The organism is Thermosipho ferrireducens (assembly GCF_017358165.1).
Taxonomy (GTDB): Bacteria; Thermotogota; Thermotogae; order Thermotogales; family Fervidobacteriaceae; genus Thermosipho_B; species Thermosipho_B ferrireducens.
Window position 1 is genome coordinate 1,674,461 of record NZ_CP071446.1, and the last position, 21,899, is coordinate 1,696,359.

The following is a 21,899-nucleotide window of genomic DNA, read 5'->3' on the forward strand; positions in this document are numbered from 1 at the left end:
ATGAATATTTCCATAAAAACAGCCCATAATTAATTGTAATCGCCGGAAATTAAAAAAGGTAAACTTCAAATAACTTTCAAATCCATCCTGAATATTAATAATAAATATTTATTTAACCATATAATTTCAAAAAACAGTCATGAAAAATTATGATACAGTTTATCGAAACTGGTTATTTATATGGTATAATAGGAATTGGTTTCCTTCTATATGTTATTAAATAATCATATTTTGTTAATATAAAATCCAAAATCAGGAGGTGACATTGTTGGCAGTAACTTATATTGCTAAAATCGATAAGGTTAAAGAACTTACCCCTGAAGAAATTGAAAAACTAAAAAAAGTAGAAGAAAAATTTAGATTCAGGGCAAATTCTTACTATCTAAGTTTAATTGATTGGGATAATCCAGATGATCCAATTAGAAAAATTATAATTCCAGAAGAAGACGAGCTTGAAGAATGGGGTGCATTAGATGCATCAAGTGAAAGTACTTATACTGTAGCAAAAGGCCTTCAACATAAGTATAAAGATACTGCTTTATTTTTGGTAAATGATGTTTGTGGAGGATTTTGTAGATTTTGCTTCAGGAAAAGATTGTTTATAAATGTGGGTGCCGAAGTTATCAGGGACATAACACCACAACTTGACTATATTAAAAACCACAGAGAAATTACAAATGTGTTATTAACTGGCGGCGATCCTCTTTTACTCGCAACATCAAAACTTGAAAATATTATAAAAAGTTTGCGAGAAATAGAACACGTAAAGATCATCAGAATTGGAACCAAAATGGTTGCATTTAATCCTTATCGAATCATTGATGATCCTGAACTGCTGAAGGTAATAGAAAAATACAGCACTGATGAAAAGAAAATTTACATTATGACACAATTTAATCATCCAAAAGAAATCACAAAAGAAGCAATTAAAGCTGTTAATATGTTGTTAAAAGCCGGAGCCATTCTTTCAAATCAAACACCTCTTCTAAAAGGAATTAATGATAAACCAGAAATACTGGCTGAACTTATAAGAAAACTATCTTTCATTGGTGTTACACCATATTACGTCTTTCAAAATAGACCTGTTTTGGGCAACCGAAAATTTGCAGTACCAATAGAAGAAGGCTATACAATATTCACAAAAGCAGTTATGAACGTTTCGGGACTTGCAAAGAGATTGCGATACGCAATGTCTCACAAAACTGGTAAAATAGAAATAGCTGCTTTGACAGATAAATACATTATCTTCAAATACCATAGAGCACATGCACCAGAAAATGCTGGTAAGGTTATGATTTATAAAAGAAATCCTGAAGCTCTCTGGTTTGATGACTATACTGAATTAATTGATGAATATACAGTTCCATACAAAGTATAAAGGTAAATCTTAACTTTTGAACTTACATAAATCAACGCACCCTTTACTCCGCAGGGGTGCGTTTTTTATTCTTCCATAACATTTAAAAAAATTTCATATAAACTTTCGAGCTTTCCCAGATCATCTTTAGAAACCTCCGGAAAAAGATACGTATAATCTTTTCCAAATATTTTTAAAATAGGCGCAAACAACTTACGTTTAATTGGATACAAATTGTAAAGCAGTTTGAGAGATTTAATCATCGCTTCTACGGCTTCTTTATAATTTACTTTCAAACCCAAATTGTTGTATACAACCTCATCAAACATTTCACATATATATTTATACTCTGAAAAAATTCTAATATCTAACAGCTTCCACCACTTATGTTCAGCAAACGAAATATTAAAATATCTATTAGACAAAAGCTCGTCAAATTCAAATTCAAACTTAGTATGCTCTTTCCCAGACGGATAGTATCTCATTATTTCAGGATGCAAAATTTCATCAAGAAGTAAGTGAGAATAAAACCCTTCTCTAAAATCCTCTGGTAAGTCTGATAAAAAAGTCTTCCATTGTTTTGAAGGCACTTTATGTAATTCATTACCAATTTTCTGGAATCTTTGACTTTGTAAATAAAAAAATACATCTGGACCCTGAGCTGCCATAAAAGCTACTGGTCCCCACTTGTTTGAAGGAACCATTTTTGTAGAAAACAAAACATGCGCAAGAATACTTGGCAAAATCCCACCCTCTCTATTTTTCGTTTAAGTCTATTATAATACTTTTGAAAAAAAATTAAAATTGGCAAGATTGGCAAGGCCTGTCCTGAGCACGAAGTGCGAAGGATCTTGCGAGAGTTAGTAAAAAGAATAAGATCCTTCGTCGCTTGCGCTCCTCAGGATGACATCTGTTTCGTCATTGCGTTCTTCGGGATGACTTCCATTTCGTTGCAGGGGCTCCTCAAGATAGCAGAAAAAAGCTCCGTTCCAATGCGTGAAACAATGAGGTATTTCGCGCTATTCGTCATAAGTACATGAATAAATGGAAAGTGGTGGAAATTATTTAAAAAATGTTTGAAATAAAATAGTAATTATGATAACATTGTATAAACTTTTACTAAAAATTTATCATAAGGGGGTTCGTTCATGAAATCGCACTATTTTAGAAATTTCTGGTTGTACGCTCTTGGCCGACTTGTGTCTTTAACTGGTAGTGGGATACAGGCACTTGCTTTATCTCTTTATATCCTTGATGTTACTGGTTCTGGAACAATGATGGGAACCTTTTTAGTAGTTTCAATGCTTCCAAGACTTTTTTTCGCACCAATTGCTGGAGTTATTGGCGATAGGTTTAATAGAAAAGCTATTATGATTTACATGGACTTTGCCCGTGGGTTATTAATAGCTGCGCTGGCATTTATCGCTTATGAAAATATGTTAACATTAACCATCATTTATATCTCTCAACTTATAATTTCTACTATGGATATTTTCTTTGATCCTGCTACTGGTGCTATGCTTCCAGAAATTGTTCCAAAAGAAAATCTTACAAGGGCAAATTCCATTCTCGGAGCTATAAATAGTTTTAGTTATATTATAGGTCCTGCAATTGGTGGTATTCTTTATCCCCTTGGAATAGGTATGGTTTTTATATTAAACGCTACTTCTTTCATAATTTCAGGAATAAGTGAAATATTTATACAATACAAACAAACTACCAAAAAGGTAAAAATGTCCACAAAACAATTTTTCAGTGATTTAAAAGAAGGAATTGTATTTTTGAAAAAACGCTCAGATATATCTTTAATAATGTTATTTGCAATGTTAACAAACTTCTTGCTTGCTCCAGTAATCTTTGTTGTAATTCCATACTTTGCAAGAACAATAGTGGGATTCAGCAGTCAACAGTACGGTATTTTAAATTCAAGCTGGGTGGTTGGAAGTCTTATTGGAAACCTATTAATTGCCTCGTTTTTTTCAAAAAGTTCACCTGGAAAACTCTTTGATATAGGTCTTTTTGGACAAATATTTGCTTATTTTGTTTTCAACATTTTGATGTTCCCGTGGAGTCAAAACTTTTTTGGAGGAGCTACCTGGACCTATCTGGGAGTAATTGCTTTTATATTTGTAACAACAGGTACACTAAATGCCTTTGTAAACACTCCTTTGAACGTATTTTTTCAAAAGTCTATTCCTACGAACGTGCGCTCACGTGTTTTTTCAGTGCTTTCCGTTCTTTCACAGCTCATAGTTCCACTTGGAACAGCACTCTACGGCTTTTTAGTTGACAATATGCCAGCTCATTACCTGGTCCTTTTAGCATTAATTTTAACTGTTATAGTAACTATTCCATTTTTAATTACAGGAAAGTTAAATATTTTAAACAACGAAGGAGAAAAAGAGTATACCTAACAGTCAATAACAAAAAAGGAGGCAAAAATAATGTGCTCAAATTCACACGATGAATATGAGTGGAATAAACTTAAACACAGTCTCTCTTCTTATAAAGAAAAAATTAAAAATCTTGAAAAAGAATACAGTATATCAGAAATTGAATATATTGCAAATTTAATAAATCAGCTTGATGCTCCTGAAAACATAAAAGAACTTTTTTATATCCAGCAAAAACAGGCAGAGCTTGGAGGGGGATTTTACGGTATTATTCCAGAACCAATTAAGCACCCAGAGGAAATACCTGTACCAGATTCTCCTGAAAATTTTTTAGAACTTATTTCATATCTTCTCCATATTAGAAAGATGCAGAGAGAAGCAGTTTCAAGCGTAGGATTTCCTATTCAGTTTTCAGGAGACAGCTACATTCCAAAAAAGAATATCCTATCAAATAGTAAAATAAAAATCATTTTAGATTTTCAAGCAATAAAGGAAGTTTTAGCATATTTTTTCAGCAAAAATCCAACATACAATGAAGCTTATAGAATAGCAAATAACGAAATTTTCAAAGAAATGGTAAAACACAGAAACTCTCTCGGATATGTTCCAGGTCCAGAGTTTACCACACAGTATCTGGCAGATTTTTTGTTTTTCGCTGCCAGTAAAAAACCTGTCTACGAAGTTTGGAAATGGATAAATCCATGGAACTTTTTTGACTTTGCTGATATTTATTCCAACAAGGAAAGATACAAAACACTTATTGAAACCTTGGAAAAAAATAAAGAAGATATTGAGTCATACATTTCATTTAAATTAGAAAAATATACTCCAGAAGGATTTGAATTTCAAGAAAAATTTGTCTTTGGAGTGGAATGGGCTATAAGAGGATGGGCAACAGATAAATTTGGTGGTGTAAATATCGAACATGTCAAGGACAACTACAAATTTCTAATTGACACTATAATTCATGAAACATTTCATAGAATTCAGGCGGTGCTTTATCCAGGTAACAATAATAAAGAATTTACCATGCTGGAAAAACCACTGCAGGATAAAAAATTAGACGCTTTTTATAAAGCAATGACCTATGTATTTCTTGAAGGAACAGCTACACATGTGCAAAAAGGAGCGTTCTCTAACAAAAGCATTCCTGATGTTCAAGCCGCTGTAAATATCTTTAACGAAATATATAAAACAATTTTCCAGAAAAAAGAATATGAAAAACTTGAAACTCTATTAAATGAAGGATTGAGATCTAACGGACCTTTCTACGCTCTTGGACATTATATGTCACACATAATAGAGCAAAACTATAGCAACGAAGCAATTGCTGACTGCTTAGTAAAAGGCAGTCCTGAGTTTTTCAAACTTTTTTTAAACACAAAAGAGGGTAAAATATTTCCGAAAAACATCAGCGATATCATCAAAAATATCGATATTCCTTTATAAAATATTTCAACAGGGGGGATATTATGTTTACAAAAGAAGAGAAAAGCTGGATTATGTACGATTGGGCAAATTCAGCGTTTTCGGTTGCCATTACAACTGCTATTCTACCCATTTATTTTAAAAATGTGGCTGCAAATAACCTTGACAAAGCTACATCTACTGCTTTCTGGGGGTATGGAAATACAATCGCAGTACTCATAGTTGCTCTTCTTGCCCCTATACTGGGGACAATCGCAGATTATCGAGGTATGAAAAAAAGATTTTTAAGCTTTTTTTTGTTTCTTGGAATTACTTTTACTTTTTCGTTCTTCTTTGTAAAAGAGGGAGAATGGTTGAAATGCCTTATCTTTTACCTTTTTGCACTCGCAGGATTTTCCGGAGCAAATATCTTCTATGATTCTTTTATTACCGATGTCACATCTCCAGAAAGAATGGATATGGTTTCCTCGAGTGGATTTGCCTGGGGATATATTGGGAGTACTATTCCTTTTATCATCAGTATTATATTTATTTCAAAACCATCACTTCTTGGAATTGACACTGTCACCGCTACCAGATTAGCATTTGTAATAACAGCTTCATGGTGGCTTATTTTCTCCATCCCAATATTAAAAAATGTAAAACAAAAATATTTTGTGGAACCTTCGCCCCACCCAATAAAAAGTGCATTTAAAAGATTAATACACACGCTAAAAAAAATAAAACAATACAGAAATGTTGTTCTTTTCTTAATAGCATATTTTTTCTACATAGATGGAGTTAATACTATAATAAAAATGTCTTCGGTTTATGGGATAGATGTTGGATTGGACGCCAATGCTCTCTTACTAGTGTTTCTTGTGGTTCAATTTGTAGCATTCCCTTTTGCCCTGTTGTACGGATGGCTGTCAAACAAAACAAACGCAAAATTTATGATTACAATTGCTATTCTCATATACATATTTATAACTGTATATGCTCTCTTTCTTAAAACTATTCTCCAGTTCTGGATATTGGCCATTCTGGTAGCATCGTCCCAGGGTGGTATCCAGGCACTCAGTAGATCATATTACGCACGTATGATACCCAAAGAAAATTCCGCGGAATTTTTTGGCTTTTATAGTGTATTTAGCAAATTCTCATCCATATTGGGACCATTTCTCGTTGCAGTGTTTACACAAATAACAGGTACTTCCAGATGGGGAGTCTTTAGCATTTTATTCTTGTTCGCCATAGGATTATTCTTATTTCTTCGTACAGAAGAAGTTTAGTCCATAAAAACATCTGGGCTTGAGCCCAGATGTTTTTTTACAGGGTGTTTGTCAATAAATTCTTTCATTCAACACTTTTAACAATTATTCAATAGGTTCAAACATACTTTTATCTACACCACATACAGGACAAACCCAATCTTCTGGAAGGTCTTCAAAAGCTGTCCCCGCTTCAACACCGTTATCTGGATCTCCCACTTCTGGGTCATAAATGTATCCACAAACTGTACATTTGTACTTCACAATAACACCCCCAATTTTGTAAACTGCAATAAAATTATATCATAAATGTTTTTTTAATAACCAAAAGAGAATATCCCCGTTGCTCCTTTAAAATAGTAAAATATAGCAACGTAATTTCCTTTTTTAACTTTTCGCACAACATTGTTCCAATCATTTACAGAATTGATATCGTAACTTTTTCCATTTACTGCTATCCTGAATATAACATAACCTTTCTCTATGTATGCGTTGCTTGATTCTTTTACAATTACTCCTCTAACTGTTTCGGGAATTTGATACGTTTCTCTATCACCGAGCGAGATCTCAGCAACCTGCAGCCCTGCAAATTTTGTCGCCTGTAACGTTTCTTTTTCAACTTTTTCAGCAGAACCTAACACTACATTGAATTCTAACTCTTTTCCTTTCCTATTAACCACTATCTTAACTTTTGAGCCAGGAGTATAGTTATGAATTATTGATGCAAGTTCACTTGCACTTGATACAGATAGATTTTCCACTCTTATAATTACATCACCAGCTTTTATACCTATCTTTTCTGCAGGAGAGTTTTTTATTACCTGAGTTACAAAGACACCTTTTTCAACTTTCAAGCCAAGTGCTTTTCTCAATTCCGCCGTTACAGTTTGCATATAAATTCCAAGATAAGCTTTTTGCGCCTTTCCAGTTTTGATAATACTGTCTATAAACCTTTTTGCTGTATTAATTGGAATAGCAAAACCTATATTCATTGCTTCAGAAGGAGCAATTATAGCTGTATTTATTCCTATTACCTGGCCGTGGATATTTAGAAGTGGTCCTCCACTGTTTCCAGGATTTATAGCCGCATCTGTCTGAATTAAATTCGTATAATACCCGCTGTTGTCAGGTTTTGGAATCTTTCTCCCAACAGCTGAAATAACTCCAACAGTTACTGTATGCTGAAAACCAAGAGGATTACCAATAGCTATTGCCCATTCACCTATTTTCAAACTTGCAGAATCACCAAGTTCCAGAGTTGGAAGTTCAGCGTTTCTATTTTTTATTTTAATTATAGCTATGTCTAATTCTTTATCTCCTCCTATATATTCCGCTTCATACGTGGTCCCATCGAGCAAAGTGACTTTTATGTTTTCTGCTCCATCTACAACGTGTTGATTGGTTAAAATGTACCCTTCTTTATCAAAGATGAATCCTGAACCTAAACTCGTACCTCTTTGTTGATACTGCTTTGGAATATCTCCAAACCATCTTTTAAAGAAATCCTGGATAAACGGATCAATATATGTTGCTGAATAAACTGTTGCTTCGATTTTTACAACAGCAGGCGCCGCCTCTTCAACCACATTAACAATAGGACTTTCATAGTCAGGATTTACATATGCAAACAAAACAATTCCTAAAATTACGACAAAGAACATTGCCAGATGCTTTTTCATCGTTTTCACCTCCTGTGTTTTGCTAAATATATATAAAATAGTTTTAACGTTAATTAAATCCATTTTCCGTATTATTTGACAGTATTTTAGCATCTTGAGTTCTAAAGTGTTGTTTTCATTTTTTACATTATATGTTATAATGTAAATGAAAAGTAACATTGCATTTTCGGAGGTGATAGCTATGAAGGTCGAAATGATAATCAAAAATGAATCGATAATAATTACCGAAGAAACTCCATTTTTTATTATGTTAAGGGATTTGTTTTATGGTGGTGCATGGGAAAGAATGGAAAAAGATTTCCAGAAAGGTGAATACTTAAAACAAATAAATTCTCTAAAATTTTTAGAAAAAAACGTGGCGATTTTAGATGAAACTTTTTATGAACCAATTATCTGGTCTGAACTCAGAAGCTTTTTAACAGAAAATAACATCGATTGGAAAATCATGCAAAACGCCACGCCAGATGGTTTGTATGATTTAGCCATAGAATACGCAGACAAGTCTTTATTTGGCGATGCCAAAGATATACTGGAATATGCTATAAAAATTGACAGGAATTATGCCCCAGCTTATGAATTTCTTGGAACATTGCTTGTGGAACAGGGAAAAGTTACTGAAGGAATAAAGTATCTTGACAGGGCAATTGAAATAGATCCCTGGCTCGTTCAGGCTTACTCAACCCTGGGCGAGGTTTTCTACAATATGGGAAATTACAATATGGCGATAAAGTACTGGGAAAAAGAGATTGAATACGCTCCAAACGATATTTTCACCTATTTCATGGTGGCAGATGCCTTTACACGAGCTGGAGAATACCAAAAAGCTATTGAAATTTTAAATAGACTACTTGAAATTGACAATGCTAATATAATTGCAATGTACGAACTTGCAGAATTATATCGAAAAATAGGAAAAGAAAATGAAGCGAAAAAAATAGAAATGGAAATTCTAAACTCTGAACCAAAAGATCCAAATGGCATAGAAATCTGGGCTCGTGTTCAATTAAAATACGAGAGATACGAAAGAGTTATAAAGGTAATAGAACCTTTAATTAACCAGAAAAAAGAAGCCTTTCATCTTAAAACTTTACTGATAGTGCCATACACAAAGTTAGGAGATATCACAAAAGCAAGACAATTGTTCGAAGAAGTGAAAGATAATGATTTCTGGTATGCTTACAGTAAAAAAGAAATATTCGATCAATTTTTAACCAAAAAGGAGAAGGAACTTTGTGGTATAGCCTAAATTTCATAGCTGGCTTAATATTTGGAAGTTTTTTGAATGTTATTTTATACAGGAGCGTGGAGGGAATTAAACTATGGAACCCTCCACGTTCCTTTTGTCCTAACTGCGGTACTACCTTAAAATGGTACGACAACATACCCGTATTAAGTTATGTTCTGCTCAAAGGAAAATGTAGATACTGTGGTGTATCTATTTCAAAGCGCTACCCAACTATTGAACTTACACTTGGAATTGCCTTTTTAATACACTCTATCATTTTCCAGCCACTAATTGCCGGAATATTAAATGTTGTAATTTTCATTACCATAGCTGTTGTATATATAGACTTTTCAAAAATGTTGATTCCAGATTTTGCATGGATATCAATATTGTTAATTGCTGTGATATATTCTTTGATAAACAAACATTTTCTCCTCAATATGCTTCTGGCATCTTTTATTTTTTTTATACTATTAATTCTTAAGATACTTTACAAAGAAGGAATTGGAATGGGAGACGTTCTTTTAATGCCATCTTTTGTCTTCCTCGTAGGGTTCCCATGGGGAATATACCTGATGTTGATTGCCTCGATAAGTGGTATTGTCTACACGATCTTTTCAGGAAAAAAGATGATCCCATTTGGGCCATTTATTGCTTTATCCGGTTATATTCTAATGTTTGGATTACATGTATAGTCCTATGTGTTAAAATATAAAAAGGTGATGTTATGCGCATCTGGATTCTTTTCATTATTTTATTTTTATATATAGGAATGTATTTACTTGTTAAAACATTTCCTATTATGTATTATGATGTAGTGATAAATCACACGAAAAACATTGATCCATTACTTATTCAAAGTGTCATGCATGTGGAAAGTAATTTTAGACAGGAAGCTATTTCTCCTCTTGGAGCAGTTGGAATAATGCAAATTATGCCTTCGACAGCAAAGTGGATCAATGATTTTTTCGGTACAGATTTTGATTACCTTGATACAGAAGGGAACATCGCACTTGGAATATTATACTTGGAATATCTTTTAGAAAAATATGAAAATTTAGATAAAGCTCTGATCTCTTATAACACTGGACCGTATGCCAGAGAAGATATTAAAAAAAGCGCTGGAATGCGGTATTTACACAAAATCAAAAGAGCTTATACCATATACAAAATTCTGTATAGGAGATGAATAAACATGCGAGTTGTAACAGCCTCCGAAATGAAAAAACTCGATGAAAAAACAATAAAGAATATAGGAATTCCATCGTTAGTGTTAATGGAACGAGCGGGAATTTCTGTTGTGGAAGCGCTCTGGAGGGAATTAGGAAATCTATCAAACCAATCCTTTTTAATCATTTGTGGGAAAGGAAACAATGGTGGCGATGGTTTAGTAATTGCTCGCGAACTTTTAAACTTTACCGAAGCTGTAAAAGTTCTGCTATTTGATTCATCTGAAAAGCTTTCTGATGATAACAGAAAAAATCTTGAATTATTTAAAAATGTTGGTGGAGAGGTTATGTATATCCAGAATATGAATTATGATGATATAGCTCAACTAATAGAAAATTACGACGTCGTTGTGGATGCAATATTTGGAACCGGTTTATCGAAACCAGTAACCTCACCTTACAATGAAATAATAGATCTTGTTAATTTATATTCAAAATATACTGTCTCTGTAGATTTGCCTTCAGGAATTTCTGCCGACACTGGAAAAATCCTGGGCGCCGCGGTTAAAGCTGATCTTACTGTAACGTTTGAGTTTCCAAAAGTTGGCCATATACTGTTTCCTGGACGCAAACTTACTGGAAAATTAAAAATAGCCAAAATAGGTATTCCGCGCGCTTTGCAGGACATACTTCCAAGTGACCGCTTTTTAATCACTCCCAATACCATAAAAATTCCTGAAAGACTTAGAGAAAGCAACAAAGGTACCTTTGGAAAAGTTATAATTGTAGGCGGTTCACCAAATTACATAGGTGCACCGCTTTTAAGTGCGTTAGGAGCAATAAGAGCTGGAGCCGGGCTTGTTTATTTATTTGGACCTGAAAAAGTTGTTTACAACGCTGTACAATTTGAACCAGGTATTATCGCCTGTCCTTTTAATGATAATTACTTAACCGAAAAGGCTTTCGACTATCTTTTAAGATTTGTCGATAAAAAAACTGTAATAGTTCTGGGACCTGGCCTTGGCAGGGAAAAAGAAACTGAAGATTTTGTAAAAAAGGTGCTTCAAAATTTAAGTGTTCCTATGGTAATTGATGCAGACGGTTTGTACCATTTATCAAATTTCAAAGATATATTAGGTTCGAAACAAAATATTGTTCTTACACCTCATCCTGGTGAGTTAGCACGTTTTGAAAACCTCAGCGTGGAAAAAGTAAAATATAATTATATCCTGGCAGAGGAAATAGCCATAAAATATCATACAATACTGGCTCTAAAGGATGTTACGACTATAATTACCAACGGAAAAAATGTTTATTTCAACATAACAGGAAACACTTCTCTTTCCAAAGGGGGAAGTGGAGATATATTGAGTGGATTAATAGCGGGATTTATTTCTCAGGGGGGAAGTTTGCTTGACAGTACCATCGCGGCAAGCTATATTCTTGGACGAGCAGCAGAATTGTATGACTTTGAAGGCAGAAACAAAATAACAGAAATTCTGGATTTAATTCCACAAGCAATCAGGGAGGTGGTCTCATGAATGACCTATTAGTACATTTTGTTAGAGACCTTATAAAAAAGAGAGAGATTACTCTTGCGAGAAATATTGTAAGCATTGTTGAATCAGAATATCCATTTTTAAAATTTGAAGTAGAAATTGCCGCTGGAAACTATAAAACCGCCATGGAAATTTACAAAAAACTTCCAGAAAACTACAAAACATTATACAATGTTCAGGATTATGAAAAAAAGGCTGAAAACTTTCCAACTGAAGATTTTGAGACTGTTATAGAAACCATAAGTTCCGAAAATTACACATCTTCTGTTATTCTTCTTGAAGAGTTAAAAAAAGAATTTCCCGAAGTTGTAGAAGCGATTGCATTAGAATTAGAAGCAGCACGAAGAAAAGGAGACAAAAAAAGGGCAAAAGAATTATCAAAAATTCTTGAACAAATAGATAAAACTCATCCTGGACTTTTAAAAAAGGAAACGGATTCTAAACCAAATATAGTAATTATGAGTCTCTTAATCGTTATTATAACAATAAGTTTGATTGCTCTTTTCAACCCTATCATTTTGAGTTTAAATAAGGAAATAACCAATGTGAAAGCCAACCTGGATTACTTAGAAACGGAACTTTCAAATAAAACGGCTATTGTAAGTAACAAGATGGACTCTTTAAAAACACTTGTTACAACAAAAATGGATGATCTAAAATCAGATATGGAAAATACCATAAAAACCACGTTTTCAACAGAAAAACTTGAAAATGTCATAAACAATCAATTTGCAGAATTTAATAAAAAACTATCAGACCAAAAGTTTCTATTAAATTCTTTATCAGAAAGAGTCGTAGAATTATCTCTCTCCATTTCAAACCTGGAAAGAAATGTTAAAAACATGAAATTGCAGGTTTCATTAACACCCCCCACTCCAACAGAATTAGAAAAATTCTTACCAACGCCGAGAAATACACAAATGCTCAGAGTTTTCTGGTTATTAGGTTATCAATACTACAAAATAAAAAATTACAAACTTGCTCTTGAGCTTATTGATAAAGTTATAGAATCTTCAAGTGGTTTAAATCTTTACTTTATCGATGATGCCTTTTATTATAGAGCACTTATATATTACGAAATGGGAGATATAGAAAATGCCTATATCCTTTTTAAAGATTTTGTATTAAGATTTCCAGATAGTTTATACACTCCACACGCTCACTATTTCATCAATAAATTGGGAGGGTAGATATGAAAATTTTTTCAAAATTTGAGATTAAGCCACAACTTGAACCATATCTTCCATTAGAATGGAAACATATATTCGAAAACGATAACCCACTACACGTGGAGCTGGGTTTTGGGAACGGAGAATACATGGAAAAATATTGTCAAAAAAATCAAAGCGTAAATTATATAGGTTTTGAACTTTCAATAACTTCGATGATAAAAGCGCAAAAAAAATTAGCAAAAACGAATATTAAAAACGCCAGAATAATATTATGCGATGCACGATTTGGTTTAAGAGAGCTCTTTCACGACAACTCAATAGAACACATTATTATGAATTTTCCAGTACCATGGCACAAAAAATCACATGCACGTCGAAGAATTATTGTCGCAGACTTTTTTAGAACCCTGGCAGCAGTCTTAAAAGTCGGCGGAACATTTGAACTTATGACAGATGAAAAATGGTACGCAGAAGAAGCTCAGGAAAACGCTTTTTCCAATGGAAATTTTAAGGTATATAAAATCGAAAAAAATCCAGAAAGACGCGTAATGACCAGGTACGAAACAAAATGGCTCAAATACGGTCGGAATATTTATCGCTTAATTATCGAAAAGAAAAGTTATGAACCTGTCGAAAGATTAATAGGAGGTGTGCATGAAATGCCTCATTCAACTGGCAAAATAAATCCGGAAAAATTTTACTCTATAGTAAATTCTGTGTTTAAAAAAGAAAAAATGTCATTTGTAGTTAAAGGAATTTATAAATCACTCGATGGAAACGCACATATATTGAAAGTAATTTCCTCAGATGATAGTTTCTCTCAGCACTACTTTTTAGTAGCATACCCCCAGGAATTCGATAACCCGGATAGTACCTGGGTAATTAAGTTAGATAGCACTTCAAATCCATATAGAACTCCTGCTGTAAAATGGTCAGTAAAAAAATTAATGGAGGTGCTTTCTTGAAATACTGCGTTTTAGGCTCAGGAAGCTGGGGAACCGCCTTCTCAAACATGTTGCACAATAACGGAAAGAGTGTAATACTCTGGGCTCGACGTAAAGAAATTTGCAAAAAAATAAATGAAGAAAAATTTTCTCCCTATTTACCACAGACAAATATTAATGTTTTTTGTTCCACAGATTTAAACGAATGCATTTCATACTCAGACGTTATAATAATAGCGATTCCTGTCCAGCATTTAAGGAATATTTTAAAGCAAATTGACAAACACAAAATAGATTCTAAAATTATACTTAATCTTTCAAAAGGGATAGAAATTTCCACCGGTAAACGTGTCTCTGAGATAATTTATGAATTCTTTGATAATGTTTCTTACGCGGTTCTTTCGGGACCTTCACACGCTGAAGAGGTAGTTCAAAAAATCCCGACAGCAGTTACTATTGCGGGAGAATATGCAGAAAGCTTACAAAAAGACATAAGCAATGACTTCTTTAGAGTATACACATCTTCAGATGTTACAGGCGTTGAACTTGCTGGAGCATTAAAAAATATTATGGCAATTGCTGCTGGGATTCTCGACGGACTTGGGAACTGGGACAATGCCAAAGCTGCTTTAATGACCAGAGCTCTATACGAGATGATTAAATTTGGAAAAGCCTTTGGAGCTAAACACGAAACCTTTATGGGACTTTCCGGGATTGGTGATTTAATGGTCACATGTAATAGTAAACACAGTCGAAACAGATGGCTTGGCGAACAAATAGCCAAAGGTAAAAACATAAAAGAGATACTTTCACAAACTCGTATGATAGCCGAAGGTATGTATACCGTTGATGCTGTAATGAAAATTGCAAAAAGATTAAAAATAGATATGCCCATTTCAAAAGAAGTATACGAAATAATATACAGAGGAAAAACTCCAAAGGAATCGATGATAAGCCTTATGTCACGTCCTCTCAAAAACGAATGGTATGTATGACAGTGCTTGCTAATTTTACTAAGTTCACCAATCTTGCCAACCTCGCTAACTCTCGCTGTTTTCTGTCATCCTGAGGAGCGTCAGCGACGAAGGATCTTATTCTTTTTACTAACTCTCGCAAGATCCTTCGTCACTATGTTCATCAAGACAAACCTTGCCGATTATAAGATTCTTCGCCTGCCCGCCCCTCGGAATGACATTTTCTTTTTTTTGTCATCCTGAGCGTAGCGAAGGATCTTGTTTTTTACCAACCTCGCTAACTCTCGCCAACTCTCGCTAACCTCGCAAGTTATAAGATTCCTCACCCTTCGGGTTCGGAATGACATGAGTGGGAGCCGCCCTCGCCAAGCTCGCCAATCATTAACACAATCTTAATTTTTTTGAAATGCATAATTCCACTTAAAAATAGTAAAATCATAATATGATACTATACATATGTATATAGGAGGTCGTTTGTATGGACCTTATAGAGAAACTGAAAATACTTTCTTCGGCAGCAAAGTACGATGTAACCTGTTCTTCAAGTGGTAGCACAGGAAAAAGGCAAAAAAATGGTGTCGGTAATACCTCCATAAATGGAATCTGTCATAGCTGGACAAGTGATGGTAGATGCATATCTCTTTTAAAAGTTCTTTTTTCAAACATATGCATTTACGATTGCGCTTACTGTATTAACAGAGTATCAAATAATACAAAAAGAGCAACATTTAAAATCGACGAACTTGTTAACCTCACAGTAAACTTTTACAAAAGAAATTACATTGAAGGTCTTTTTCTGAGTTCGGCTATCTTTAGAAATCCGGATTATACAATGGAGCAAATGTTGCGGGTAATAAAAAAACTTAGAATTGAGGAAAAATTCAATGGATATATACATTTAAAAATCATTCCTGGAGCTGATTTAAAATTAATAAAAGAAGCGGGACTGTATGCTGATAGATTAAGCGTAAACATTGAGCTACCAAGTGAAAAAAGCCTGAAATTACTCGCTCCTCAAAAGAAAAAAGAAAATATTATAAAACCGATGAATTTTGTTGGAAAAAATATACTTTCAAACATTGAAGAAAGAAAAAAGTACAAAAAAGTTCCTCTTTTTTCCCCGGCAGGTCAAACTACACAGTTGATAGTTGGTGCTTCTTCTGAAAGCGATTTCCAGATTTTAAAACTTGCAGAAAAAATGTATAAAAATATCCATTTGAAAAGAGTTTATTATTCAGCTTTTGTTCCTGTAACAAAAGACAGCAGACTTCCAAAAACCACTCCGCCTTTAAAAAGGGAAAATAGATTATACCAGGCAGATTTTCTGCTGAGATTGTACAAATTTTCTGTCAATGAAATACTGAATGAATCTGAGCAATTTTTAGATGAAGATCTTGATCCAAAAACCACATGGGCTCTTAGAAATTATCAATACTTTCCTTTAGAAATTACAAAAGCAAGTTACGAAGAATTATTGAGAGTTCCGGGAATAGGCATCAAATCAGCCAGAATAATAATTAAGGCTCGAAAATATTCTCGAATTTCTTTCGAAGAACTTAAAAATATTGGGGTTGTTTTAAAAAGAGCAAAATATTTTATAACATGCCATGGAAAATATTTGGAAAACACACCACTAAGCCCGGAAAGAATAAGAGAAGAATTAACAGGTAAAAATAAAATGCCTTTATTCTCATATAACTTTATTGAAAGGTGATGATTATGAAAATTTTCACCTATGACGGAACTTTTGCGGGACTTTTGTCGTTGATTTCCTATTGTTACAAACAAAAAATTTTACCGGATTTTATATACAAAGAATGCTCACCGGGATTTTTTGATATTTTTGAGATTCACAAAGAGATAAAAACAAACCAAAAAGATTCAAAATTCGTCGTTAACCTCATTATTCAAAAAACTGATCTGAATGTCTTAAAAAATATTTTTTTAGGCTATCTTTCTGATATGGAAAACATAGAAGCAACTATTGTAAAATACTTTTTTCTATGTATAAATTTAAATAAAAACGCAGAAATGTTTATAAAAAAAGACTGTGTCATAAAATTAAAAAGGGTACTACACAAAGTAAAAAAAGAAGCCCACAAGTTTACCGGGCTACTGAGGTTTCGAAAAATTTCAAATGAGCTTTATTATGCACCCTTCGAACCTGACCACAATATCATTCCATTACTTCGAAATCATTTTGTTAAACGCTTCCCCACGCAAAACTGGATAATTCATGATCTGAGAAGAAATATTGCTTTATTTTACAATAAAGACACAGCATCTACTCTGTTAAAATTTTCTTCAGACATCCCGGTTTTGAAAAAAGAGCAACTTCCACATGACGAAGTTTTCTTTCAAAAACTATGGAAAGAGTATTTTAATTCTGTTACCATAAAAGAACGAAAAAATCTTAAATTACAACGTCAGTATATGCCCTTAAGATACTGGAAATATCTGACAGAACTTTAATTTTTTAGATTTTATACCTTAAAACTATGTCTTTAAGTTTTACAGCGTTATCCCTTATGTTTTTCACCTGCGTTGTTATTTCTTCAATACTGCTACTCGTTTCCTGAAGCGCTCCACCAATTGTATGTATGCTGACATTAATTTCTTCAACACTTTTTGCATTTTCTGTCATAGCAGTTGATATCTCATCCACAGCCGCCGTTTGTTCTTCCACTGATGCTGCTATATTTTGCAACATTTCGTTAATTTTCTCAATTGCCCCTATTATCTCATCAAGTTTTTTATCTGCCACATCGGTTAGTTTTGTACCCTCTTCAACCTGAGCGGTAATTTCCTGAGAAACATTCTGCGCTTCCTTTGCTATTCCTCCTATTTCATCCACTACTTCTTTTATCTTTTCTGACGCAATTTTACTCTCTTCAGCCAGTTTTCTTATCTCATCTGCTACCACAGCAAAGCCCTTGCCAGCCTCTCCAGCTCTTGCCGCCTCTATTGCAGCGTTTAACGCGAGAAGATTTGTTTGTTCTGCTATTGCATTGATTGTTTCAATGAATTGCGTTATATCCTGGGCTCCTCTATTGAAACTATCAACCACTCTTTCAACATCTTTTGCTGAATCTGATATTTTTCTTGTTATATTTATAACAGATTTCAAAATTTCCCCCGCATCTTTCGCAAGATTTGTGCTTTGCTCTGCAAACAGTGCTGAATCCTGAGCATTGTTAGCTATATGCCTTGTTGCAGAACTTATCTCCTCAGAACCAGCTGTAGTTTCCTGAATAGAAGCGGATATAGCCTGGATTCTTGACGATATTTTATCAAGCTCTTCAACAATGTTCTCAGTCTGTTCTGAGACAGATTCACTGGCAATTGATATCTCCTCAATACTCTCAGACACACCTACAGCTTCTTCCTGCACTTCTTTAAGATTGCCACGAAGATATTCAATAGAAGCCTTAAATTCATTTAAAAGAATCCCCAACTCATCTTTCGCTCTGACTGATTTTATATCAACTGTCAAATCATTTGCTCTCAAAGACCTTGACGCGATCATCACAGGAGAAAGCATTTTCAAAATTTTAGAAACAAGTATTACAACACCAATTCCAGAAAGTACAACAATAGCTACTGGAACTATAAACAACGTAACTCTAATTAATGAACCAGTATAATTTACCGTGTTTTCAAGTTTCAACCTTTTTTGCTCAAGGTTTGAAAGAATATCTCTTTTCACATTTTCTGTCAATTGCTCCAGATTTGAAACAACGTTACTGTTTCCATATTTGATTTCTTTTATGTTTTCTGCAAGTAAATCCATGTTCTTTTTTAAAGAAGAAATCTTATCTGCCACCTTTTTTAAATCAAAAAAAAGATTATCCAGTTCTTCAAAATTTTCAGCACCATTTACATAAGCTTTTACACTTGATTGAAGCTCTGAAAGTTTATCAAGAGCATCAACTGCAACCTCATATTCTTTAATAGCAACTAAAACATCATGATTGTTCCTGTTCATAAAAATCCCAGAAAACATACCAACACCAAATAAAATCAAAAGAGGTATCAGGGCCAGCAAAAGAAATTTCACTTTTAAACTCATGTCCAGACACCTCCTTTTACCGGCTTTAATTCTTACACTTTCTTAGTATTTATTATAACATGCATCCAGTAATCTAAAGTGTTTTTTACATCAGCATAACATGCTATAATCTTAAATGAAACATTTAAAAATACAACAAAGAAACTCGCAAAAATTGACAGGTAAAGGAGCTTGTTAATTATGTTAAAGTTAAACAACTTTATATCAATTTTTCAAAAAATCGGGCACAATGAGTATGAAAACTTTGTTCTGCATTCTTTTCAGGTGGCCAAAATCTCATCACTTATTGCAAAAGAATTAGGTTTAAACCATGAAAACGTCTATATTCTTGGCCTTGCTCACGATATTGGATTTTTATTAAGAGATCTTGAAAAAGACGCTTACCACATATTTTTGCAGGATAATAAAAATATAGAAAATATCATAGACACGTTTGAACTCAAAAGAATCCATCCGGTAGTTTCCTATCATTTGTTAAAACAAACAGGACTATTTAAAGAGGAAGAAGTAAAAGGGATACTTTTCCATCACGCAAATTTTTCAGATGTTAACAAAGAGCGATTAATAGGAAGTATCCTTAAATTATCGGATATGATATCAAGAAAGTTTTCTTTAATAAAAAGTTACGAAGACTATGCAACTATTCTTCCACAGACCTGGAAAAAAATAGACAACGAAAAAGTTCCAGAATATCTTAAAAAAATTGCCAGAGAGTTATTGCGAAATTACAGACTTATAGAAACATTAATTGAAAATGACCCACATTTCGAAATTTTTGGAGATTTTAACAAAAAACTCAGTATGGAGCAGGCTATAAGGTTTGCTAAAATTATTTCTTTAATTCAGGGAACAAGAAGTTTCATAACAAGAAATCATGTATTTCTTGTATCTTCAATATCGCAAAAAATAGGAGAAAACATGCTGGGAAGTTTTGATGGAAAATTAATGAAAGTTGCAGGATATTTTCACGACTTGGGCAAATTAAAAGTCCCGTTAAAATTACTCCATAAAAAAGACAGGCTTACAGAAGAAGAATGGTTATTAATGAAAAAACATGTTGTTGACACCTATGATATCCTTATAGATTCCAATATAGAATTTATAGCAGACATTTGTTACGCCCATCATGAAAGGCTCGATGGTTCGGGATATCCTCAAAAATTAAAAGGTGAGCAAATGAGTATATACCAGAGAATATTACAGGTTGCTGATGTTTACGCAGCCTTAATAGAGAACAGACCGTATAAAAAAGCTTTACATTATAAAGAAGCTCTGGATATAATTAAATCAGAAGTAGATTCCGGTAAGCTGGATAAAAGGATTTTCAACGAACTTAAAAATATTGCTAAAGCAGAGCAAAATTTTCAAAGCGCATCATTTAAAAATGTAATAAGGGACATTTTCGAAGAACAATTTGAAACAATTTATAGAATCTCCAGAAGTATTATTTAACATCCCAGAGAATAAAGGGGGTATTACATGTTAAAAGACATATTTTTTGATCAGGTGAGGCCCGCTTATGGATGTACTGAACCAATAGCAGTAGCCCTTGCAGTTGCAACTGGAAAAAAATACTTAAAAGGCGAATTAAAAGAAGCTTATATAACCCTGGACAAAAACACATACAAAAATGGTCTTGTAGTTACTATACCAGGAACACATTTTTCGGGACTGGAAATTGCCGGGGCTTTAGCATACATTTGCGGAAATCCAGAACTTGGTCTTGAAGTATTAAAACACGTTGATAAAAATTGTACTTTAGAAGCCAAAAAGCACGTCAAAAAGTTTAATGTTTCAATCGCAAAAGAAAGTCCCACTCTTTCAATAGATGTCACATTAAAAGGAGAAAATACCGTTAGAGTCACAGTCAAAGGAAAACATGATAATATTGTTCACATAGAAGTTGAAGGAAAACAAATCTTAGATAAACCCTTCAAAAACAACGGAACCTTGCTGGAGAAAATCAAACAGTACACCTTAGATGACATTATAGGTTACATAGAAAATCCTGAAGAAGACGTTATCAAACATGTTGAAAAAGCAATAGAGATGAATCTTAACATAGCAAAATTTGGATTGGAAAATCACAATAGTTTCTCCAAAATTGCACCAAACAATAATATCAAATTCGTTGAGGCAGGCATTGAAGCGAGAATGGATGGCGCACTTATGCCTGTTATGACTGTAGCTGGAAGTGGTAACCAGGGGTTATCGTGCATCCTTCCAGTAGCTTCTGAAATTGAAAATTTTCCCAGAATAAAAATTATAAAAGCTGTTCTTCTCAGCATACTTACCACTATTTATATAAAAGCCCACACTGGACTTCTAACTCCCATTTGTGGAGCAGGGGTTATTTCCGCTGCCGGAGCAGCTGCAGGCCTTACATATTTGAATAATGGCACAAAAGAACAGATAAAAAATGCAATAAACGACACACTTGGAACACTTTTTGGTTTAACATGTGACGGTGCCAAACGTGGATGTGCTTTAAAAGCAGGAACAGGAACATTTGTTGCGCTTCAGAGCGCCAGATTAGCATTAGCCGGGATAAATGTCCCATGTGGAAATGGAATTGTTGCAAAAAACGTCGAAGAAACTATAGATAGAGTTGAGAAACTAACTCTGTCAGTTAAACAGTTTGACAACGATGTTCTGGATTACATAGGAAAATGTTAAAAAA

General features: G+C 33.7%; 19 protein-coding genes. 15 read left to right on the forward strand and 4 right to left on the reverse strand.

Annotated elements, in window-relative coordinates; translation table 11 throughout:
- Window positions 1–268 precede the first annotated feature (268 nt).
- Window positions 269–1,378, forward strand: coding sequence for a KamA family radical SAM protein (locus JYK00_RS08215; protein ID WP_207566423.1), 1,110 nt, complete (start codon window positions 269–271; stop codon window positions 1,376–1,378).
- Window positions 1,379–1,443: 65 nt separating this feature from the next.
- On the opposite strand, the gene JYK00_RS08220 is transcribed toward JYK00_RS08215, so the two are convergent.
- Window positions 1,444–2,100 (reverse strand): hypothetical protein, encoded by a 657-nt coding sequence (locus tag JYK00_RS08220; protein ID WP_207566424.1) that lies wholly within the window; start codon window positions 2,098–2,100, stop codon window positions 1,444–1,446.
- 405 nt (window positions 2,101–2,505) lie between these two features.
- On the opposite strand from JYK00_RS08220, the gene JYK00_RS08225 reads away from it, so the two are divergent.
- From JYK00_RS08225 to JYK00_RS08235, 3 genes are read left to right on the forward strand one after another with little or no spacing between them, the layout of a single operon-like run.
- Window positions 2,506–3,771: an MFS transporter gene (locus tag JYK00_RS08225; protein WP_207566425.1), complete on the forward strand. Its 1,266-nt coding sequence runs from the start codon at window positions 2,506–2,508 to the stop codon at window positions 3,769–3,771.
- A 30-nt stretch (window positions 3,772–3,801) separates the two neighbouring features.
- Window positions 3,802–5,199 carry a DUF5700 domain-containing putative Zn-dependent protease gene (locus JYK00_RS08230; RefSeq protein ID WP_207566426.1) on the forward strand — a complete coding sequence of 466 codons (1,398 nt, stop codon included), beginning with the start codon at window positions 3,802–3,804 and terminating at the stop codon, window positions 5,197–5,199.
- A 23-nt stretch (window positions 5,200–5,222) separates the two neighbouring features.
- Window positions 5,223–6,449, forward strand: a complete 1,227-nt coding sequence (locus JYK00_RS08235) for an MFS transporter (RefSeq protein ID WP_212715426.1) — start codon at window positions 5,223–5,225, stop codon at window positions 6,447–6,449.
- 84 nt (window positions 6,450–6,533) lie between these two features.
- Here JYK00_RS08235 and rd read toward each other — a convergent pair whose 3' ends face one another.
- Together rd and JYK00_RS08245 are read right to left on the reverse strand one after the other, a co-directional pair.
- Complete coding sequence (gene rd / locus JYK00_RS08240) at window positions 6,534–6,692, reverse strand: rubredoxin (protein WP_456119865.1); 159 nt, start codon at window positions 6,690–6,692, stop codon at window positions 6,534–6,536.
- Window positions 6,693–6,745: 53 nt separating this feature from the next.
- Window positions 6,746–8,107 (reverse strand): Do family serine endopeptidase, encoded by a 1,362-nt coding sequence (locus tag JYK00_RS08245; RefSeq protein ID WP_207566427.1) that lies wholly within the window; start codon window positions 8,105–8,107, stop codon window positions 6,746–6,748.
- Between the two features lie 181 nt (window positions 8,108–8,288).
- On the opposite strand from JYK00_RS08245, the gene JYK00_RS08250 reads away from it, so the two are divergent.
- The 9 genes from JYK00_RS08250 to JYK00_RS08290 all read left to right on the forward strand — a co-directional run bounded on the left by JYK00_RS08250 (window position 8,289) and on the right by JYK00_RS08290 (window position 17,622).
- Window positions 8,289–9,353, forward strand: a complete 1,065-nt coding sequence (locus JYK00_RS08250; protein WP_207566428.1) for a tetratricopeptide repeat protein — start codon at window positions 8,289–8,291, stop codon at window positions 9,351–9,353.
- Window positions 9,338–10,027 carry a prepilin peptidase gene (locus tag JYK00_RS08255; protein WP_207566429.1) on the forward strand — a complete coding sequence of 230 codons (690 nt, stop codon included), beginning with the start codon at window positions 9,338–9,340 and terminating at the stop codon, window positions 10,025–10,027. Before JYK00_RS08250 ends, JYK00_RS08255 begins: the two co-directional genes overlap by 16 nt.
- Window positions 10,028–10,059: 32 nt before the next feature.
- Window positions 10,060–10,521, forward strand: a complete 462-nt coding sequence (locus tag JYK00_RS08260) for a lytic transglycosylase domain-containing protein (RefSeq protein ID WP_207566430.1) — start codon at window positions 10,060–10,062, stop codon at window positions 10,519–10,521.
- Window positions 10,522–10,527: 6 nt separating this feature from the next.
- Complete coding sequence (locus JYK00_RS08265; RefSeq protein WP_207566431.1) at window positions 10,528–12,042, forward strand: NAD(P)H-hydrate dehydratase; 1,515 nt, start codon at window positions 10,528–10,530, stop codon at window positions 12,040–12,042.
- Entirely contained in the window at window positions 12,039–13,250 is a 1,212-nt protein-coding gene (locus JYK00_RS08270) for a tetratricopeptide repeat protein (RefSeq protein WP_207566432.1), read from the forward strand. Before JYK00_RS08265 ends, JYK00_RS08270 begins: the two co-directional genes overlap by 4 nt.
- A 2-nt stretch (window positions 13,251–13,252) precedes the next feature.
- Window positions 13,253–14,197 carry a tRNA (guanosine(46)-N7)-methyltransferase TrmB gene (gene trmB, locus JYK00_RS08275; RefSeq protein ID WP_207566433.1) on the forward strand — a complete coding sequence of 315 codons (945 nt, stop codon included), beginning with the start codon at window positions 13,253–13,255 and terminating at the stop codon, window positions 14,195–14,197.
- Window positions 14,194–15,171, forward strand: a complete 978-nt coding sequence (locus JYK00_RS08280; RefSeq protein ID WP_207566434.1) for an NAD(P)H-dependent glycerol-3-phosphate dehydrogenase — start codon at window positions 14,194–14,196, stop codon at window positions 15,169–15,171. Before trmB ends, JYK00_RS08280 begins: the two co-directional genes overlap by 4 nt.
- A 457-nt stretch (window positions 15,172–15,628) precedes the next feature.
- Window positions 15,629–16,864 carry a putative DNA modification/repair radical SAM protein gene (locus JYK00_RS08285; protein WP_207566435.1) on the forward strand — a complete coding sequence of 412 codons (1,236 nt, stop codon included), beginning with the start codon at window positions 15,629–15,631 and terminating at the stop codon, window positions 16,862–16,864.
- Between the two features lie 5 nt (window positions 16,865–16,869).
- Window positions 16,870–17,622: a TIGR03915 family putative DNA repair protein gene (locus tag JYK00_RS08290; protein WP_207566436.1), complete on the forward strand. Its 753-nt coding sequence runs from the start codon at window positions 16,870–16,872 to the stop codon at window positions 17,620–17,622.
- 4 nt (window positions 17,623–17,626) lie between these two features.
- Here the strand turns inward: JYK00_RS08290 and JYK00_RS08295 are convergent, their stop codons facing one another.
- On the reverse strand, window positions 17,627–19,219 hold the full coding sequence (locus JYK00_RS08295) for a methyl-accepting chemotaxis protein (protein ID WP_207566437.1): 1,593 nt from the start codon (window positions 19,217–19,219) through the stop codon (window positions 17,627–17,629).
- Between the two features lie 180 nt (window positions 19,220–19,399).
- On the opposite strand from JYK00_RS08295, the gene JYK00_RS08300 reads away from it, so the two are divergent.
- Both JYK00_RS08300 and JYK00_RS08305 read left to right on the forward strand, forming a co-directional pair.
- Complete coding sequence (locus tag JYK00_RS08300; RefSeq protein WP_207566438.1) at window positions 19,400–20,671, forward strand: HD domain-containing phosphohydrolase; 1,272 nt, start codon at window positions 19,400–19,402, stop codon at window positions 20,669–20,671.
- 27 nt (window positions 20,672–20,698) lie between these two features.
- On the forward strand, window positions 20,699–21,895 hold the full coding sequence (locus JYK00_RS08305; RefSeq protein WP_207566439.1) for an L-cysteine desulfidase family protein: 1,197 nt from the start codon (window positions 20,699–20,701) through the stop codon (window positions 21,893–21,895).
- Window positions 21,896–21,899: the final 4 nt, after the last annotated feature.

Coding starts and splice junctions, on each gene's coding strand:
- JYK00_RS08225 (WP_207566425.1), top strand. CDS start 2,506: ATGAAATCGCACTATTTTAGAAATTTCTGGTTGTACGCTCTTGGCCGA.
- JYK00_RS08230 (WP_207566426.1), top strand. CDS start 3,802: ATGTGCTCAAATTCACACGATGAATATGAGTGGAATAAACTTAAACAC.
- JYK00_RS08235 (WP_212715426.1), top strand. CDS start 5,223: ATGTTTACAAAAGAAGAGAAAAGCTGGATTATGTACGATTGGGCAAAT.
- JYK00_RS08245 (WP_207566427.1), bottom strand. CDS start 8,107: ATGAAAAAGCATCTGGCAATGTTCTTTGTCGTAATTTTAGGAATTGTT.
- JYK00_RS08250 (WP_207566428.1), top strand. CDS start 8,289: ATGAAGGTCGAAATGATAATCAAAAATGAATCGATAATAATTACCGAA.
- JYK00_RS08260 (WP_207566430.1), top strand. CDS start 10,060: ATGCGCATCTGGATTCTTTTCATTATTTTATTTTTATATATAGGAATG.
- JYK00_RS08265 (WP_207566431.1), top strand. CDS start 10,528: ATGCGAGTTGTAACAGCCTCCGAAATGAAAAAACTCGATGAAAAAACA.
- JYK00_RS08270 (WP_207566432.1), top strand. CDS start 12,039: ATGAATGACCTATTAGTACATTTTGTTAGAGACCTTATAAAAAAGAGA.
- trmB (WP_207566433.1), top strand. CDS start 13,253: ATGAAAATTTTTTCAAAATTTGAGATTAAGCCACAACTTGAACCATAT.
- JYK00_RS08285 (WP_207566435.1), top strand. CDS start 15,629: ATGGACCTTATAGAGAAACTGAAAATACTTTCTTCGGCAGCAAAGTAC.
- JYK00_RS08290 (WP_207566436.1), top strand. CDS start 16,870: ATGAAAATTTTCACCTATGACGGAACTTTTGCGGGACTTTTGTCGTTG.
- JYK00_RS08295 (WP_207566437.1), bottom strand. CDS start 19,219: ATGAGTTTAAAAGTGAAATTTCTTTTGCTGGCCCTGATACCTCTTTTG.
- JYK00_RS08300 (WP_207566438.1), top strand. CDS start 19,400: ATGTTAAAGTTAAACAACTTTATATCAATTTTTCAAAAAATCGGGCAC.
- JYK00_RS08305 (WP_207566439.1), top strand. CDS start 20,699: ATGTTAAAAGACATATTTTTTGATCAGGTGAGGCCCGCTTATGGATGT.